The sequence below is a fragment of the Rhodopseudomonas sp. genome (assembly GCF_048594845.1).
GTDB lineage: Bacteria > Pseudomonadota > Alphaproteobacteria > Rhizobiales > Xanthobacteraceae > Rhodopseudomonas.
Genome location: NZ_JBMDXE010000193.1, coordinates 1 through 14,619, shown reverse-complemented (window position 1 = coordinate 14,619; position 14,619 = coordinate 1). Strand labels below are relative to the sequence as shown.

The 14,619-nt window shown below is 67.1% G+C and carries 11 protein-coding genes and 2 pseudogenes; 5 read left to right on the top strand and 8 right to left on the bottom strand.

The features are described from left to right. Window positions 1-168: 168 nt before the first annotated feature. Window positions 169-2,415, bottom strand: a complete 2,247-nt coding sequence (locus ACOJTD_RS12460) for a lytic transglycosylase domain-containing protein (RefSeq protein WP_420133223.1) — start codon at window positions 2,413-2,415, stop codon at window positions 169-171. Between the two features lie 267 nt (window positions 2,416-2,682). Between ACOJTD_RS12460 and ACOJTD_RS12455 the strand changes: the two genes are divergently transcribed. Beyond that, on the top strand, window positions 2,683-3,582 hold the full coding sequence (locus ACOJTD_RS12455; RefSeq protein WP_420133222.1) for a DMT family transporter: 900 nt from the start codon (window positions 2,683-2,685) through the stop codon (window positions 3,580-3,582). Between the two features lie 58 nt (window positions 3,583-3,640). On the opposite strand, the gene ACOJTD_RS12450 is transcribed toward ACOJTD_RS12455, so the two are convergent. Next, the gene (locus tag ACOJTD_RS12450) at window positions 3,641-4,318 is read right to left on the bottom strand and encodes a BA14K family protein (protein ID WP_420133221.1); all 678 of its coding nucleotides are present in this window, start codon (window positions 4,316-4,318) and stop codon (window positions 3,641-3,643) included. Between the two features lie 218 nt (window positions 4,319-4,536). Here ACOJTD_RS12450 and ACOJTD_RS12445 point away from each other — a divergent pair, with 218 nt between their 5' ends. Continuing rightward, window positions 4,537-4,947: an NADH:ubiquinone oxidoreductase subunit NDUFA12 gene (locus ACOJTD_RS12445; protein WP_420133220.1), complete on the top strand. Its 411-nt coding sequence runs from the start codon at window positions 4,537-4,539 to the stop codon at window positions 4,945-4,947. Between the two features lie 38 nt (window positions 4,948-4,985). On the opposite strand, the gene ACOJTD_RS12440 is transcribed toward ACOJTD_RS12445, so the two are convergent. Further along, entirely contained in the window at window positions 4,986-5,690 is a 705-nt protein-coding gene (locus tag ACOJTD_RS12440; RefSeq protein WP_420133219.1) for a DJ-1/PfpI family protein, read from the bottom strand. A gap of 122 nt (window positions 5,691-5,812) precedes the next feature. On the opposite strand from ACOJTD_RS12440, the pseudogene ACOJTD_RS12435 reads away from it, so the two are divergent. Together ACOJTD_RS12435 and ACOJTD_RS12430 are read left to right on the top strand one after the other, a co-directional pair. Further along, window positions 5,813-6,750: pseudogene (locus tag ACOJTD_RS12435) on the top strand (GlxA family transcriptional regulator). 291 nt (window positions 6,751-7,041) lie between these two features. Then, complete coding sequence (locus ACOJTD_RS12430; protein WP_420133218.1) at window positions 7,042-8,766, top strand: outer membrane beta-barrel protein; 1,725 nt, start codon at window positions 7,042-7,044, stop codon at window positions 8,764-8,766. Between the two features lie 121 nt (window positions 8,767-8,887). Here the strand turns inward: ACOJTD_RS12430 and ACOJTD_RS12425 are convergent, their stop codons facing one another. The 3 genes from ACOJTD_RS12425 to ACOJTD_RS12415 all read right to left on the bottom strand — a co-directional run bounded on the left by ACOJTD_RS12425 (window position 8,888) and on the right by ACOJTD_RS12415 (window position 12,262). Next, window positions 8,888-10,243, bottom strand: a complete 1,356-nt coding sequence (locus ACOJTD_RS12425) for an agarase (protein WP_420133217.1) — start codon at window positions 10,241-10,243, stop codon at window positions 8,888-8,890. A gap of 268 nt (window positions 10,244-10,511) precedes the next feature. Continuing rightward, a complete protein-coding gene (locus tag ACOJTD_RS12420; RefSeq protein ID WP_420133216.1) occupies window positions 10,512-11,456 on the bottom strand; it encodes an alpha/beta hydrolase in 945 nt (314 codons plus the stop codon). Between the two features lie 26 nt (window positions 11,457-11,482). After that, a complete protein-coding gene (locus ACOJTD_RS12415; protein ID WP_420133215.1) occupies window positions 11,483-12,262 on the bottom strand; it encodes an SDR family NAD(P)-dependent oxidoreductase in 780 nt (259 codons plus the stop codon). A gap of 236 nt (window positions 12,263-12,498) precedes the next feature. On the opposite strand from ACOJTD_RS12415, the gene ACOJTD_RS12410 reads away from it, so the two are divergent. Beyond that, the gene (locus ACOJTD_RS12410; protein ID WP_420133214.1) at window positions 12,499-13,452 is read left to right on the top strand and encodes a DUF2155 domain-containing protein; all 954 of its coding nucleotides are present in this window, start codon (window positions 12,499-12,501) and stop codon (window positions 13,450-13,452) included. A 239-nt stretch (window positions 13,453-13,691) separates the two neighbouring features. On the opposite strand, the gene aat is transcribed toward ACOJTD_RS12410, so the two are convergent. Both aat and ACOJTD_RS12400 read right to left on the bottom strand, forming a co-directional pair. Beyond that, complete coding sequence (aat, locus tag ACOJTD_RS12405; RefSeq protein WP_420133213.1) at window positions 13,692-14,366, bottom strand: leucyl/phenylalanyl-tRNA--protein transferase; 675 nt, start codon at window positions 14,364-14,366, stop codon at window positions 13,692-13,694. A gap of 43 nt (window positions 14,367-14,409) precedes the next feature. After that, a pseudogene (locus ACOJTD_RS12400) lies at window positions 14,410-14,619 on the bottom strand (citrate transporter); the annotation flags it as partial.

Below are 14,619 nucleotides of genomic sequence, written 5' to 3'. Positions count from 1 at the left end.
AGCCGGCGTGAAGATCGCGTCCTGACGACGCGGCGCGAGCGGCTGCGTCTGAGTTCGAATCGACCTGTGATGCTGGAAAGAGGCCGAACGCGAAAAGCGGCCGGACGCGTGTCATGAGCGTCCGGCGCGGTTCGCGGCTCTGATGAGCTCGTGTTTGGCTAGCCGCGTTTACTCGACGTTGGCGGCGCCGCGGCGCAGGTCGGCGTCGATCTGCAGCCGGCTGCCGCCGCCGAATCGCGCGCGATAAACCTGCAGGTTCTCCATGATCCGCTGCACGTAGTTGCGGGTTTCAGAGAACGGAATCAGTTCGACCCAGTCGACCGCATCGACCTTCGGGTCTCGCGGGTCGCCATAGCGTTCAATCCATTTCCGGACACTGCCGCGACCGGCATTATAGGCCGCGAAGGTCATGATGTAGGAGCCACGATAGTCGTCGAGCAGGCCGCCGAGTTCGGCGGCGCCGAGCGCGGCATTGTAGACCGAATCGGTCTTGAGGCGCTGCAGATCGTAGGTGCAGCCGTGGCGGCGGCAGACATACTTCGCCGCGTCGGGCGTCACCTGCATCAGGCCGTAAGCCTGCGCCGGCGACACCACGGCCGGATTGAAGCCGCTTTCCTGCCGGGCAATCGCGTAGACGATCGCGCGCTCGACCTCGGGCCCGATCTGTCGGAATTGCGGGATGCCGGACATCGGATAGGCGTAGTGATCGAACGGCAGGCCGCGGTTGAGCGCCGCCTTGCCGACCAGCAGCATCGCGCGCCCGTCGTTGTTACGGGCCGCGAGTTCGGACAGGCCGAGCAGGGCGTCGACGTCGCCATTGTCGCCGACATCGGCAAAGATCGGGATAGCGACGTCGCCTTCGCCGATCGCGTAGAGCAACTGCACCGCGCGCACGACCTCGAGCCGCTCGACGCCGCGGCCCTGGCTGGAGGGCTGGCTGTTGAGATCGAGATGCGGCAGGCCGAGCTTGGCGCGTGCTAATTGTCCGTAGTAGCTGGTCGACTGCGCTGCGGCGGCCGTGTAGGCCGCACGGGCGTCCTGCATCCGGCCGATCGCTTCGGCGGCGCGGCCCTGCCAGTAGCCGGCACGTGCCAGCGCAGTGGGATTGGTGGTGTCGGTGCCGATCCGCGCGAAGTGCTGCGCGGCGGTGGCGGGATCGTTGAGGAAGCGCAGCGCGATCCAGCCGGCGGTGAATTCGTGCTCGGTCTTGTAGACTTCGCGTGTCGGTGTCGCAGCGTTGCGCGCCACCAGATACGCGAGCCGATAGTCGCCGATATCGATCAGCTTGCGCGCCAGCAGCCGCCGTTCGATCCACCATTCGTCGAGATTGTACAGCCGGTTAGGATCGCGCGGGACGGTCAGCATCAGCCGGCCGGCTTCGGCGATCTTCTCGTCTCGGCGCAGCAGCTGGATCCGGGCGAACATGTAGCCCGGATCGTTATGCAGATCCGACGGCACCGCATCGAGTAGCGCCTTGCCCTGCGGAGATTTGTTGTCGACGGCCAGCCGCGCCTTGCCGAGCGCGAACTGCGCCGCGCCGAGCCGCTTGGCGGCGCGCAGGCCGGGCTCGTTGTCATTGCCGTACAGAAACGCGTCCATCCGCGCCTTGTGGTCGCTCGGCGTCAGCAACGCGCCGAACATCTCGATCGCGGTGGTCTCGTTGGCGGCCGACATCGTGTCGTTGCGCCAGGCGTCGCGCACCAGCTGCTCCGCGGTGCGGCGGTCGCCGCGCGCGAGCACGGCGCGTGCGAGCGCCAGCTTGCCCTTGGCCGACAGCGGGGTCTCACCCTCGAAATAAGCCAGCACCGCGGAATCGTCGCGCTTGTCGTCCCACAGCGCCGCCTCGGCGCGGCGGCGGAAGAAGGTCTGCGACGGCCAGCTCGGATTGGCGCGCACGAAGGCACGGTAGCGTTCGACGCTGGCGCCGTTGTACTCGGCGCGCAGAATGACCCATTCGGCGAGCTTGCGGGCCAGCGGATCCGAAATCGTGTCGGCTACCTGCGTCGCATCGGCGGCCTTGCGCTTGCGCACCATGTCGATGACGCTTTCCAGCGCATCTGCATCGGCTTGCGAGGTCTGCGATGTCGTGGCCACTGCCGACCGCGTCGCAGGTTTTCGCGTAACGAGCGGCGGCGTCCCGTGCGGGTGAGACGGGGCTGCGGCCGGCGCCGTCGGCGCGGCGTTGGCAAGCTGGCCGGAGGGCTTAGGCACCGACGCGACCGTTCCGGGCATCGTCTTGGGCACGATGCTGCGCGAGATCGGCCGCGGCTTCGGCAACGGGACGTGCTGCTTCGGCGCCGCCTGACTCTCGATCGGAAGTCCGCTCAAGCCGAGGCTCAGCGCCAGCGTCGCAGTGGAAACGCGCAGCGCTGACGCGAAGGCGGCTACGCGTCGGGTGGATCGGTTATCAGGCAATCTCGCGGGTCCCCGGTGAGCGGGCGATTCGTCCGATTCTGTCAGCATCGGCTGGACAAGTGAAGGCGTTCGGGTGTCCCGGAACGTACGCTGCCTCCGGTTGCAGCCGATCAGAGCGGCGAAAACACGGCAAATCGCTCACTGCTGCGTGACGGAGCGCGCGAACGCGACGAAATGACTCGTCCGGGGCGTGGCTGCTTTAACGGTGGCCGCCGCCCGGCTTTTCAGTCATCGTCGTCCGAAAAGACCAACAGGGGCGACGCCAGGATGACGACGTTTGAAGCCGCGCCAGCGCGCGGGCGTATCTCGCCTGCGGGACTGGCCTTTCTCGCCGTCGCATCGATCGGGTGGGGCTTCAACTTCCCGATCATGAAGCATCTTCTCACCGAATGGCCGCCGCTGACGTCGCGTGGGCTGTCTGGGATCATTGGCGCGGTGGCGCTGGCGCTCATCGCCTGGTCGCGCGGGCAGGCGCTGCGGGTGCCGCGCGTCCTCTGGTCGCGCCTGATGCTGGTTTCGCTGCTCAACATCGGCGGGTGGGTGGCGTTCATGGGAATGGCACTGCTGTGGCTGCGCGCCAGTGACGCAGCGGTGCTTGGCGTTTCAATTCCGCTGTGGGTGGCTTTGGTGGCGTGGCCGGTGCTCGGCGAGCGGCTGTCGGCGACACGCGCGATCGCGCTGCTGATCGCGCTCGGTGGCATCGCTGTGCTGATCGGTGGTGGCGGCATCGATGCCAGCATGGACAAGCTTCCCGGCATTGCCTGTGCGATTGCCGGCGCGATCTGCGTCGCGCTGGGCACCGTCCTGACCAAGCATTTCCCGCTGGCCTTGCCGCCGCTGTCTCTCGCGGCGTGGCAGGTCGGGATCGGCTGTATTCCGGTCGCGCTCGCCGGCCTTGCGCTGGAAGAGGCGCATCTGTCTGCGCTTTCGGCCAGCGGCTGGGCGTCGATGATCTATATGACGCTGGTGCAGTTCTGCGTCTGCTACGTGTGCTGGTTCGCCGCGCTGGAGAGACTGCCCGCGGCGACGGCCTCGATCGGCACGCTACTGGTGCCGGTCGTCGGTGTGTTGGCGGCGGCGGCGATGCTGAACGAAGCACTGGGGCTGCGCGAGCTCGTGGCTCTTGCGGTCACGCTCGGCAGCGTGGCTGTCGCGCTGCGATCGTAACGGGAGACGAAAAACGGCGCCTCGAGAGGCGCCGTTCGTGAAGTCGCGAAAGGACTGCTTACGGGCAGGGGTGCCGCTTGCCGTCGTAGCCGAGATACGTGCCCGAGGCGGGATCGTACGACTTGAAGCGCTGCGAGCAGTAGGCATCGTCGCGATCGCCGCCACCCGGAACGACGGCCACAGTCGGCTCGTCGTAGTAGCCGTAATCGTACGCATAGGGGTCGTTATAGTAGTAGGACGACCCGAAGCCGAACGCGCCCGCATAAGCGCCCGGCCAGTAGCCGCCGCCGCGCCAATGGCGATGGCCGTATCCACGATTCCAACCGCCGCCGTAACCACCGGCGTAGCCGCCGCGATAGCCGGACACGTTGCCGCCACGGAAGCCGGGATTCTGGGCGCCGGCCGCGATGTTCGGGTTACGGAAACCGCCGCCCGCCATGCTCGGGCTACGCGGTCCAGCTCCCATCCCCATGCCGCCCCCCATTCGCGGTCCGCCACCGCCGATCGCCGGGCCACCACCGCCGCGCATGCCGCCACCCATGCTGGCGCCACCGCCACCACCCATGCCGCCACCGCCGCCGCCGATGGAGCCGCCGCCTCCGCCGCCACCACCTCCGCCAGCCGCTGCGCCGCCACCACCGCCCATGCTACCCTGAGCGTGGGCCATGCCGGCGGTTGCCAGCGGCATCGCGATGGCCAGCGTGGCCACTGCGGTCAAAGTCTTCAGGTTGATCATCCTCGGCTCCATCATCGGATCAGGTGGTTGAAACAGTTGTCGCTGCCACAACAAACGGCAGCCGCCGTCGTTCCGGAGCGTTCCAGCAGCGGGATTGACCCGATATAGGCACTGTCGGCGGCGGGAACAGCGACCATGTTCGAAACCGTTCGCAGCGGCTGGACATTCACCGCGGCGAGTGGCAATCAGGGACCTTGTCGCCGCCTATGGATGCGCTCATGAAACTGTTTCTGCTGCGGATTTTTACTTGGTGGTCGGGCTATACGTTCGGCACCCAACTCTGGACCTGGCGTTTTGGGGAACTCGTCGGCACCGACGAGGCCGGAAATCGCTATTTCCGCACCAAAGGCGGCAAGATCGACCCGACGCTCGGCTTCGAACGCCGCTGGGTGCTGTACAACGGCTACGCTGAGGCGACCCGCATTCCGCCGTCCTGGCACGGGTGGCTGCATCACATCGTCGACGTGCCGCCGACGGAAGAGACTTATCACGCCCGCGAGTGGGAAAAGCCCCATCATCCGAATCTGACCGGCACGCCTTATGCGTACCGGCCGTCGGGCTCGACGCTGGCGGCCGGCCGCCGCCCGAAGGCGACCGGCGACTATCAGGCCTGGACGCCCGGGAGCTGAGGCTCTCCACCCCCAACAATTACGGAATCGACGGCGGCTCAGGCCGCCGTTTCTGTTTGGGCCTTCAGCCGCGCCGCGGCCCTGGCGATCGCATCGGTTCGGCTTTGCCGCGAACCCTGCATCCGTGAGCGCAGCAACTCCACGACCTCCTTCGGCGCGGTGTCGGGCGAGCCGGCGTTGAACGGCGGCGCCGGGTTGTATTCCAGCATCAGCTGAATTCCCTCCGCGGTGGCGCGGTCGGCGAGCAATGACGCAAGGGTCAGCGCGAAATCGATTCCCGCCGTGACGCCGCCCCCCGTGATGCGGTTGCGGTCGATGCAGACGCGGCTGCGATCCGGGATGGCGCCGAACGCCGCCAGATCGTCCACCGTGGACCAGTGGGCCGTCGCCCGATAGCCGCGCAGCAGTCCGGCTGCGGCCAGCACCAGCGCGCCCGTGCACACCGACGTGACGTAGCGCGCGCCCGGCGCCTGCTGGCGCAGGAAGGCGAGCATCGCTTCGTCGTTGATCATGTCGTCGGCGCCGGCGCCGCCGGGCACGCAGATCACATCGAGCTGAGGACAATCCGCGAAGCTGATGGTCGGCGGCAGCGACAGCACCGTATCGCTCGACACGGCGCCGAGCGTCTTGCCGACCAGATGCACCTTGGCTCCGGGAATGCGAGAGAACACCTGCAGCGGGCCGGTGAGGTCGAGCTGGGTGACCTTGGGAAACAGCAGCAAGCCGATCTGAAGCGTGGTCATGAGAACCTCCTTTGCCTTGGCGCGACGTGCTTGACGAGGCGATCCTGGCATGCTGGGCTGATGTCAGAAATGACCAATATCCCTCTATTTGGGACATGGCCCGTCACGCTCGCGGAGGTCGCATGATCGGCGTTCTGATCTATCCCGACTTCCAGTTGCTCGACGCCGCCGGACCGATTGCGGCATTCGAGATCGCGGGACGTCACGTCCCGGTGGCGGATCCTATCCGGATGATCGCCACGTCGGCGGGACCAGTGCGTAGTTCCTCGGGCGTCGAGATGCTGGCACGGGGTCTGCGCCACGACCGAATGATGCGTACGCTGATCATCGCCGGCGGAGACGGCGTGCGCGAAGCAGCGCGCTGTCCGCGGACGCTCGCGTTCTTGCGTAGCGCTGCGGCGCGCGGCTGCCGCATCGCCAGCGTCTGTTCGGGCGCATATCTGCTGGCGGAGGCAGGGCTACTCGACGGCCGCCGCGCGACAACGCATTGGGGGCGTACGCGTGACTTCGTGAAGCGTTACCCGCAGGTCCGTCTCGAACCCGACCGCATCTTCGTTCGCGACGGCGACGTCTGGACATCGGCCGGCATCACAGCCGGCATCGACCTCGCACTCGCCATCATCGCCGAGGATTACTCCGACGCCATCGCGCGGGACACTGCGAGACAACTGGTGCTGGCGCAGCGGCGGGCGGGCGGGCAGTCACAATTCTCCTCTCTGGTGGAGTTGCAGGCGCCGTCGGGCCGGTTTGCGTCGTTGCTCGCCTGGGTGCGCGAGCATCTGGCCCAGCAGCTTTCCGTCGAGCGGCTGGCCGAGGAGGCGGGCATGAGCGCGCGGCACTTCACCCGCGCGTTTATCGCCGAGACCGGTACGACACCGGCGAAGGCCGTCGAACGGCTGCGTATCGAGGTGGCGCGGACCCGGGTACAGACGACCAGCGAGCGATCGAGCGTGTCGCGGAGCAGACCGGCTTCGGCGACCCGGAGCGGATGCGCCGCGCCTTCATCAGATCCTTCGGGCAGCCGCCGCAGGCCGTGAGAAGAGCCGCACGCGCGGCGTGATCGCGTAGCGTTTCGTCGAGGCGAATCGCTTTGTGCGAACATCCCAGTCGCGCAGCGGTCAGCATGGACTGAGTTAGTTGCAAGCCGTCGTCATGTAACGGGGCTGATCGAGAGGCACGACCTGACATTACGTCAGCAATGACTACTCGATTACTTGCGAATGTTGTCGGCTCGCCACAGCCGGGCGGAATTTCCGGATTTGTTCAAATCCAGACAGCAGTGTGGCAGAGCTGCGCGAGACAAACGCCGGACTAGTTGTATTTCAAACTCTCTAATTTCAGGGCGGTCACCATGAGAACCTCGATTCTCCGCGCGATCAGTTGCGTCATTATCACTGCCGCTGGTGCTGCGCAGGCCGCCGATCTCGCCGTCAAGGCGCCACCGGTGCCGCCCGTGCCGTGGAGCTGGACGGGATTCTATGTCGGCGCCCATGTCGGCGGCGGTGCGGGCACGACCGGGTTCGACGATCCGTTCGGGCCCTCGATCTACGGCGACAATGTACGAACTCCGAAAGCGCTGGCCGGTCTGCAGGCCGGGTACAACTGGCAGGCGCCCGGTTCGAACGTCGTTCTGGGCGTCGAGGCAGATGTCAGCGCGATCGATTCCAATGGCACGCAGACCTGCCTCGCATTCTCCGGTTACTTCCTGTCTGCCAATTGCCGTGTCCGCCAGGACGTCACCGCCAGCCTGACCGGGCGGCTCGGCGTCGCTGTCGGGGCCGGCGGCCATACGCTGCTCTATGCCAAGGGCGGCGCTGCCCTGCTGCACGATCGTAAGGACATCACGATCAATCCGGTTGGCGAGCCGTTCGTGACGTCGCTGAGCGACACGCGGGTCGGCTGGACCGTCGGCGCCGGCGTCGAACATGCGATCGCGCCGGCCTGGTCGGTCAAGCTGGAATACGACTACGCCGATTTCGGCAAGAGCACGATCGACGTGCCGCCGAGTTTCTTCCAGATCCTGCCGCCGCTGTCGTTCTACGCTGCAATCCCTGCGACTACGACGCGCGTCAGCCAGGACGTCCACCTGTTCAAGCTCGGCCTGAACTATCGGGTGAATGCCGATGCGACAGCGCGCTGGGACAGCGCCGCGCCGATCCGCTTCGCCAAAGCGGCTCCGGCTGCCTGGGCGCCGGGCTGGACGTTCGAAGCCGGCGGACGCTACTGGTACAGCTCCGGGCGGTTCCAGAAGGATCTCGGCGGCACCTTCGAGCAGAGCCAGCAGACCACCCTGAATTCGCGCCTGACCTACGACAGCAAAGCGAATTCGGGCGAGTTTTTCGGGCGCATCGACACGCCGGTCAAATTGTTCGTGAAGGGCTTCATCGGCGGCGGCAAGCTGGTGAGCGGCGGCCAACTGACCGACGAGGACTGGTTCATCCCGACCGGCCTGGTGACGTCGGTGCCGTACTCCAACACGCTGTCGTCGGTGAGCGGCGATCTCACCTATGGCACGATCGATGTCGGCTACAATCTGTTGTCGGGGCCTGGCTACAAGCTCGGCGGATTCGTCGGCTACAATTACTACCGCGAGAACAAGTCGGCCTATGGCTGCATCCAGTTCGCCAATCCGAACGCTGGCTGCGTGCCGGCGGTCCCGTCGTCGGTCCTCGCCATCACCGAGGACGACAAATGGCAGTCGCTGCGCGTTGGCGCCAGCGCGGAGCTGCAGTTGGGGTACGGCTTCAAGGTGACGGGCGACGCCGCCTATCTGCCCTATGTCAGCGTCAAGGGCTTCGATTATCATGTTCTGCGCAATCTGCCGCTGCCCGAGAGCGGGCTGGGCCAGGGCGTGCAGCTCGAGGCGATTCTATCCTACTCGGTGACGCCGAACTTCAATGTCGGCGTCGGTGGCCGCTACTGGGCGATGTGGGCGACGCGTGATGCCTATACCAATTTCGGCGGGGAGCCGTGCCCGTGCCAGCCGCTCCCGATGCGGACCGATCGCTACGGCACATTCGTGCAGGCTTCCTACGCCTTCAACCCGCCGCCCGCACCGGTGTCCGCCAAAGACTGATCGCGCAGCCGGGCGTCGGCAGAGCTGCCGAGACGACAAAGCCCCGGTCTTAGTCCGGGGCTTTTTGCTGCGCGCGTTCGGCGGAAGAACCGGAGCCGAAGAGTTGCGCGGTGAGAGCGGCTCACGCGGCTGACGGCGCCACGATCCGCCTGGCCGCGGAGGCGGTCGCCTCATGCAGCCATTCGGCGTCGTCGTTCACGACGCGCATTGCGTCGGTCAGCTCAGGATAGACCTCGTCGTTGATCGTGACGATGCCGTAGTTGGAGTTCTCGCCGTCCCAGCGGCCTTCGGCCGGTTGATCAGCATGGACGAACCAGTGATAGCCGATCAAAGTCGGATACCTTAGCGCGGCCCCGACGTAGCGGGCGAAGCCCGCGGCGCGATCTGCCTGCGTCTCGACACGTGGGCCGGCCCCTTGCGTATTGGGCAGGCCGGCGTCGTCGCCGCGGAACGAAAACTCACCGATCAGGCAGGGCTTGCCGGTGGCCGCATAGGCTTCGATCACGGGGCCGGGCAGGGCGTCGTAGCAATTGATGCTGATGACGTCGCAGTGCCGGCCCGCGGCCGCAACCACGTGCGGCGGCGGCACATAGGCGAAGCGGCTGCCGAGTACCAGATGATGCGGCGCCGCCGCGCGGATCGCCGCGGCGCTCACGGCGAAATAGCGCTCGGCGAGCAGCCCGGCGAAGGCATCGCAATCGGCGAAGTAGCGGGCACGCGACGGATCGCGCTCCTGCGCGTGATCGTGAGTGAGGAAGTTGCGGCTGAACGGCGGCGGCGCGATCGGCTGGCTAGCGAGTTTGTCCCATGAGGTGACGGCTGTGCGCCACGCCGCATTGAAGGCGGCGACGTCCTTGTAGCGATCGCGGAGCAGTGTCACTGCGACGCGCCGGGAATACGGCGCCGCAACGCTGCCGAGAATAGACGGCAGCAGCTCGTTTTCGCCGCGCCAGTCCGGGCCCCATTGCAGTTCGTTGTCGATGAACCAACCGAGCACGCTGGCGTCGTCGCGGGACGGCCCGCAGACCTCGCCCGCACGCTGCTGCGCGAACAGCTCGAAGGCGGGATCGAACAGGTCCGATTGCGGCCAGCCGCGTCCCTCGCCATAGGCGGTTGCGAGATAGACGACGCCGGCGGCGGAGGCGAGCGGCGTTGCGCCCGCCCGCGCCAGCTCCGGCTCGGACCAGGCGCCGATCGTGTTGAAGCCCCAGCGGCGCAGGCGATCCGCGGCGGCCTGACGCCAGGCATCCTGACTGCCGTATTTGTGCAGGCAGGCCTCGCGATAGGGCCGGCGCTCGGTGCCCTTGATGTTGTCGTGGTCGAACTGCACCGACACCACGCCCTTCGACAGGAAGCGTCCGCCATCGGGATCGACGAACCACCATGCCCCGTTGATCTCGGCGACGCGGAAGAAGCCGGTGGCCTGGGCCTTGCGCGCAGCAAGGCCGCCCCAGCGGGTTCGCGGAATGTCGGTCATCCAATCGGCCCGCGGCGCGAGCATCCCTCAAGGCAGAAGGACGTTCCTTGCGCCGTTCAGCGACGCCGACCTTGATGCGGGTCAATTGCAGGCGGTGGTCTGCTCGATCCAAGCCTCATGTCTCTCGACGTCATGCCCGGGCTTGTCCCGGGTAGCCACGCCATTGGAGCCTGCGACGTGGCAAGGCGTGGATGGCCGGGACGAGCCCGGCCATGACGCGGTGAGGATGTCGGCTAAACTCGTCGGCCAGTTCTATCTGCCGCTCCGTTCAAAGGCTCCTCAGCCACTCGCCGATTTCGGTAACCGCAACGTTGGCCTGCTGCAGCAGCTTGCCCATGGTGAAGAAGCCGTGGAATTGGCCCGGATAGGTGCGGTGCTTCACCGGCACGCCAGCGTCCTCGAGCCGACGGGCGTATTCGTCGCCTTCGTCGCGCAGCGGATCGGCGCCGGCGGTGATGACGAAAGCGGGCGGCAGGCCGGCCAGCGTTTCCACGCGGGCCGGCGAGGCGCGCCAATCCTCGGCGTCGTGGCTGCCGCCGAGATAGTGATCGCGAAACCAGCGGATGACCGAATGCGTCAGCAGCACGCTGGTCTCCGGCTCGCTGTGCGACGGGTGGCTCATGGCGAAGTCGGTGGCCGGATAGATCAGCACCTGACCGGCGAGCATCGGGCCGCCATGATCGCGGGCGTGGATCGCCACCACCGCCGCCAGATTGCCGCCGGCGCTGTCTCCACCGACGCAGATCTGTTCGGCGTCGATGCCCAGCTTGCGGGCGTTGTCGGCGATCCATCGCGTCGCCGCGATCGCATCGTCGACGGCCGCTGGAAATTTGTGCTCCGGGGCAAGCCGATAATCGACCGAGATGACGATGAGCTGGCCTTCGTCGGCGATCGCGCGGCATACCACGTCGTGGGTGTCGAGATTGCCGATCACCCAGCCGCCGCCGTGAAAGAACACCAGCGCCGGCGCCAGCCCGTTGTCCTGACGCAGCGTCTTCGGCGTGTAGCTGCGTGCTGGTATGTCGCCGGCCGGGCCGGGGATGGCGATCGACTGCACCGAGGCGAGTTCGCGCGGCTCGGGATTGCTGACGACACGCGCCGCCAGATAGTAGGCGCGCGCCTCGTCGGCGCTGAGGTCTTCATAGGCCGGGCGCCCGGCGTCCTGAAACGCCTTGTAGACGGCTGCGGCATCGGGATCGAGTTTGGCGGGCATGGTGATTACCTGTTGAGAGAGAACGATCAGCTGGCGACGCGGCCGCCGTCGACGGTGTAGGCCGAGCCCGATACGTAGCTCGCCTCGTCCGACGCAAGAAATGCGACGATGGAGGCGACTTCGTCGGCGCGGCCGAGGCGGCGCATCGGAATGCGTTCGACGACCCGGTCGTTGGGCACCGGCGTCGGGCCAGGGTTACGGCCTTCGACGATCGCGCTCAGCATCCGGCTGTCGATCATGCCGGGACACACGCAATTGACGCGCACACCGCTGTCGCCGCATTCCAGCGCCGCGGTCTTGGTCATGCCGATCACCGCATGCTTGCTGGCGGTGTAGGCGATGATGTCGCTCGAGCCGATCAGCCCGGCGATCGATGCGGTGTTGACGATACTGCCGGCGCGCTGCTGCAGCATCACCGGCAGGACGTGCTTCATGCCGAGAAACACCCCGACGACGTTGACGTCGAGCACCCGGCGGAAGGCCTCGGCCGAGGTGCGTACGATCGGCGTGATGTCACCCTCGATGCCGGCGTTGTTGTAGAAGACGTCGATCCGGCCGCACTGATCGAGGACGCTGCGGACATAGCCTTCGACTTGATCCTCCTGCGTCACGTCCGCCGTGAGAGCGAGGGGGGCTGCCGAGGCGGGCAGGGTGGCGAGCGCGTGGTTCAGGGCCGCGTCGTCGCGGTCGACCGCCACGATGCGGGCGCCGCGTTGGGCGAGCAGGGCGATGGTCGCGCGGCCGATCACGCCCGCCGCGCCGGTGACCAGCGCCACCTTGCCGTCCAGCCGAATTCTATCGGTCATCTTGTGGTTTCTCCCCGGTTCCTTCCGGTTTGCTCCGGAATGGCGAGCGGCCTCGGCGATGTGCACCGGGCCGCTTCTCAGCCGGGATTATTTCAGGTGGAACGGTGGCTGGCCAGACGGCCGGGCAGGGTGGCCGCCCTTCCCCCGCCGTATTCGGCGTGTTAACCGGGACCGATGCAAGCGGCCGAAGCTATAGAATGTCGCGAGCCTGATTCGTCATTTTGAAGCCGCGCGGAATGTCCCGAAGCCTTTGTCTCGTCGGCCTGGCGGCGCTGATCGCCGCCCCGTTGATCGCGTCCGCGCCGCCCGCGCGCGCGCAGATCGGCAACATCTTCTCGGATCCCGCGCCGCGGCCGCCGGGCGCGATCCCGCGTGGCGGGCCGCAGATGGACGACGAGGAAGAGGTCCCGGATCTGCCGCCGCAGGGCCGCGTGCTGCCGGCGCCGACCCGGCCGCCGCAGGGTTCGGCGTTGCCCGGTCCGGTTCAGTCGCAGCCGCTGCCACCGCCGCCCGGCACCAGCATCGTGCCGCAGACGCCGCCGGCGACCGCCAACGTGCCGCCGGGAACGGCGCCTCAGCCCGGCGCACCGGGTCAGCCGAATAACGGCGTCGCCAATGCGCCGCCCGGTGCCAATCCGCTGCCGGGCCTGCCGCCCGGTCAGCGCCAGCCGCGCAGCGCGCCGCCGTCGCCGGCGACGCTGCAGCCCGGCGACGAGATCGTCCCCGAGCCGCCGGCGCAGAAGATCGTCACCAAGAAGGCGAGCTTCACCGGCCTCGACAAGATCACCGGCCGCACGATCAATTTCGACGCCGATATCGGCGAGACCGTGCAGTTCGGTGCGCTGCGGGTGAAGACCGACGCCTGCTACACGCGTCCCTCGACCGAAGCGACCAACACCGACGCCTTCGTCGAGGTCGACGAGATCACCCTGCAGGGCGAGGTGAAGCGGATCTTCTCTGGCTGGATGTTCGCGGCGAGCCCGGGCCTGCACGCCGTCGAGCACCCGATCTACGACATCTGGCTGACCGACTGTAAGAACCCGGAGACGCCCAGCGTCGCCACCGCTCAGCCGGATGCGCCCAAGCCGGCCGCCCAACAGCCGCAGCAACGCCGCCGCCAACCGCCGCCAGCGCAACAGCCACGGCCGACCGCGCCGCCACCCCCGCCGCCGTTCCCGCAGTTCAGGTAACGCTTTCCCTGGGCGCGCTCATTTTGTGCTGAGCGCAGCCTCTGCGTCACTCATTCGCGGAGTTAGTAACAAGCACTCAACGTCATCCTGAGGAGCTAATCGCACTGCGCTTTTAGCGCGGTGCGGTTGGCCTCGAAGGATGGGCCACGCGCACGGCAGTCATCCTTCGAGGCTCGCCGCGCTCGCACCTCGGGATGACGGCGGTCGTGCGTGTCGGAGTAGTAGGCCAGCGGACTGGCTTAGTACTTCGCGATCACATCGAGCGCTTCCGCCCCGGTCACCGGTCGCTCGACCGGCAGTGCGCCAAAATCGGCGACTCCTTCCAAAGCGTCGTCGAGCAGGGAGCGGTAGCGCTGGCGAGGGATTTCGATGGCGCCGAGGCTGCGCAGGTGGTCGGTGACGAACTGCGTATCGAGCAGTTCGTAGCCGCCGGCCAGCAGCCGCGCGACGAGATGCACGAGCGCGACTTTCGAGGCGTCGCGGGCGCGGTGGAACATGCTCTCGCCGAAGAAAGCGCGGCCGAGGCTGACGCCGTAGAGCCCGCCCACGAGATCGCCGTTCTGCCAGACCTCGACGCTGTGGCAATGGCCGATCTCGTGCAGGCCGATATACAGCTCGCGGATGCGGCGATTGATCCAGGTATCCTCGCGGCCCGGCTGCGGCTCGGCGCAGCCATCGATCACCGCCGTGAAGACGCGATCGACCGTGACGGTGAAGGCGTCGGAGCGCACCGTACGGGCAAGGCGTGAGGGCACGCGAAACCCGCCGAGCGGGATGATGCCGCGCAACTCCGGCTCGACCCAGAACAGCGTCGGATCGTCGACGCTCTCGGCCATCGGAAAGATGCCGCACGCATAGGCGCGCAGCAGCATTTCGGGCGTGATCTCGGCGGTGGCGGAGTCGCGGGAGGCCATGGGCGCAGCATAGCAGGACGCAGCCCGTCCTGCGACCTGCTGGTTAGCGAACGATCTGCTCCGGGTGCCAGCCGAGCAGCGCCAGCATGACGAAGAAGCCAACGAAATACGCGACGCCGACATGCCAGCCGAACCGCAGCCACAGGTACACCGACTTGCCTTCCGGAAACATGTTGGTGAGCGCAACGCCCGCGGACGAGCCGAACCACATCATCGAGCCGCCGAAGCCGACCGCATAGGCGAGGAAGCCCCA

What these genes read in the sequence shown, in the direction of transcription:
- ACOJTD_RS12420 (WP_420133216.1), bottom strand. Translation starts at nt 11,456, where the DNA reads ATGCCCGCCAAACTCGATCCCGATGCCGCAGCCGTCTACAAGGCGTTT.
- ACOJTD_RS12415 (WP_420133215.1), bottom strand. Translation starts at nt 12,262, where the DNA reads ATGACCGATAGAATTCGGCTGGACGGCAAGGTGGCGCTGGTCACCGGC.
- ACOJTD_RS12425 (WP_420133217.1), bottom strand. Translation starts at nt 10,243, where the DNA reads ATGACCGACATTCCGCGAACCCGCTGGGGCGGCCTTGCTGCGCGCAAG.
- ACOJTD_RS12455 (WP_420133222.1), top strand. Translation starts at nt 2,683, where the DNA reads ATGACGACGTTTGAAGCCGCGCCAGCGCGCGGGCGTATCTCGCCTGCG.
- ACOJTD_RS12410 (WP_420133214.1), top strand. Translation starts at nt 12,499, where the DNA reads ATGTCCCGAAGCCTTTGTCTCGTCGGCCTGGCGGCGCTGATCGCCGCC.
- ACOJTD_RS12440 (WP_420133219.1), bottom strand. Translation starts at nt 5,690, where the DNA reads ATGACCACGCTTCAGATCGGCTTGCTGCTGTTTCCCAAGGTCACCCAG.
- ACOJTD_RS12450 (WP_420133221.1), bottom strand. Translation starts at nt 4,318, where the DNA reads ATGATCAACCTGAAGACTTTGACCGCAGTGGCCACGCTGGCCATCGCG.
- aat (WP_420133213.1), bottom strand. Translation starts at nt 14,366, where the DNA reads ATGGCCTCCCGCGACTCCGCCACCGCCGAGATCACGCCCGAAATGCTG.
- ACOJTD_RS12430 (WP_420133218.1), top strand. Translation starts at nt 7,042, where the DNA reads ATGAGAACCTCGATTCTCCGCGCGATCAGTTGCGTCATTATCACTGCC.
- ACOJTD_RS12445 (WP_420133220.1), top strand. Translation starts at nt 4,537, where the DNA reads ATGAAACTGTTTCTGCTGCGGATTTTTACTTGGTGGTCGGGCTATACG.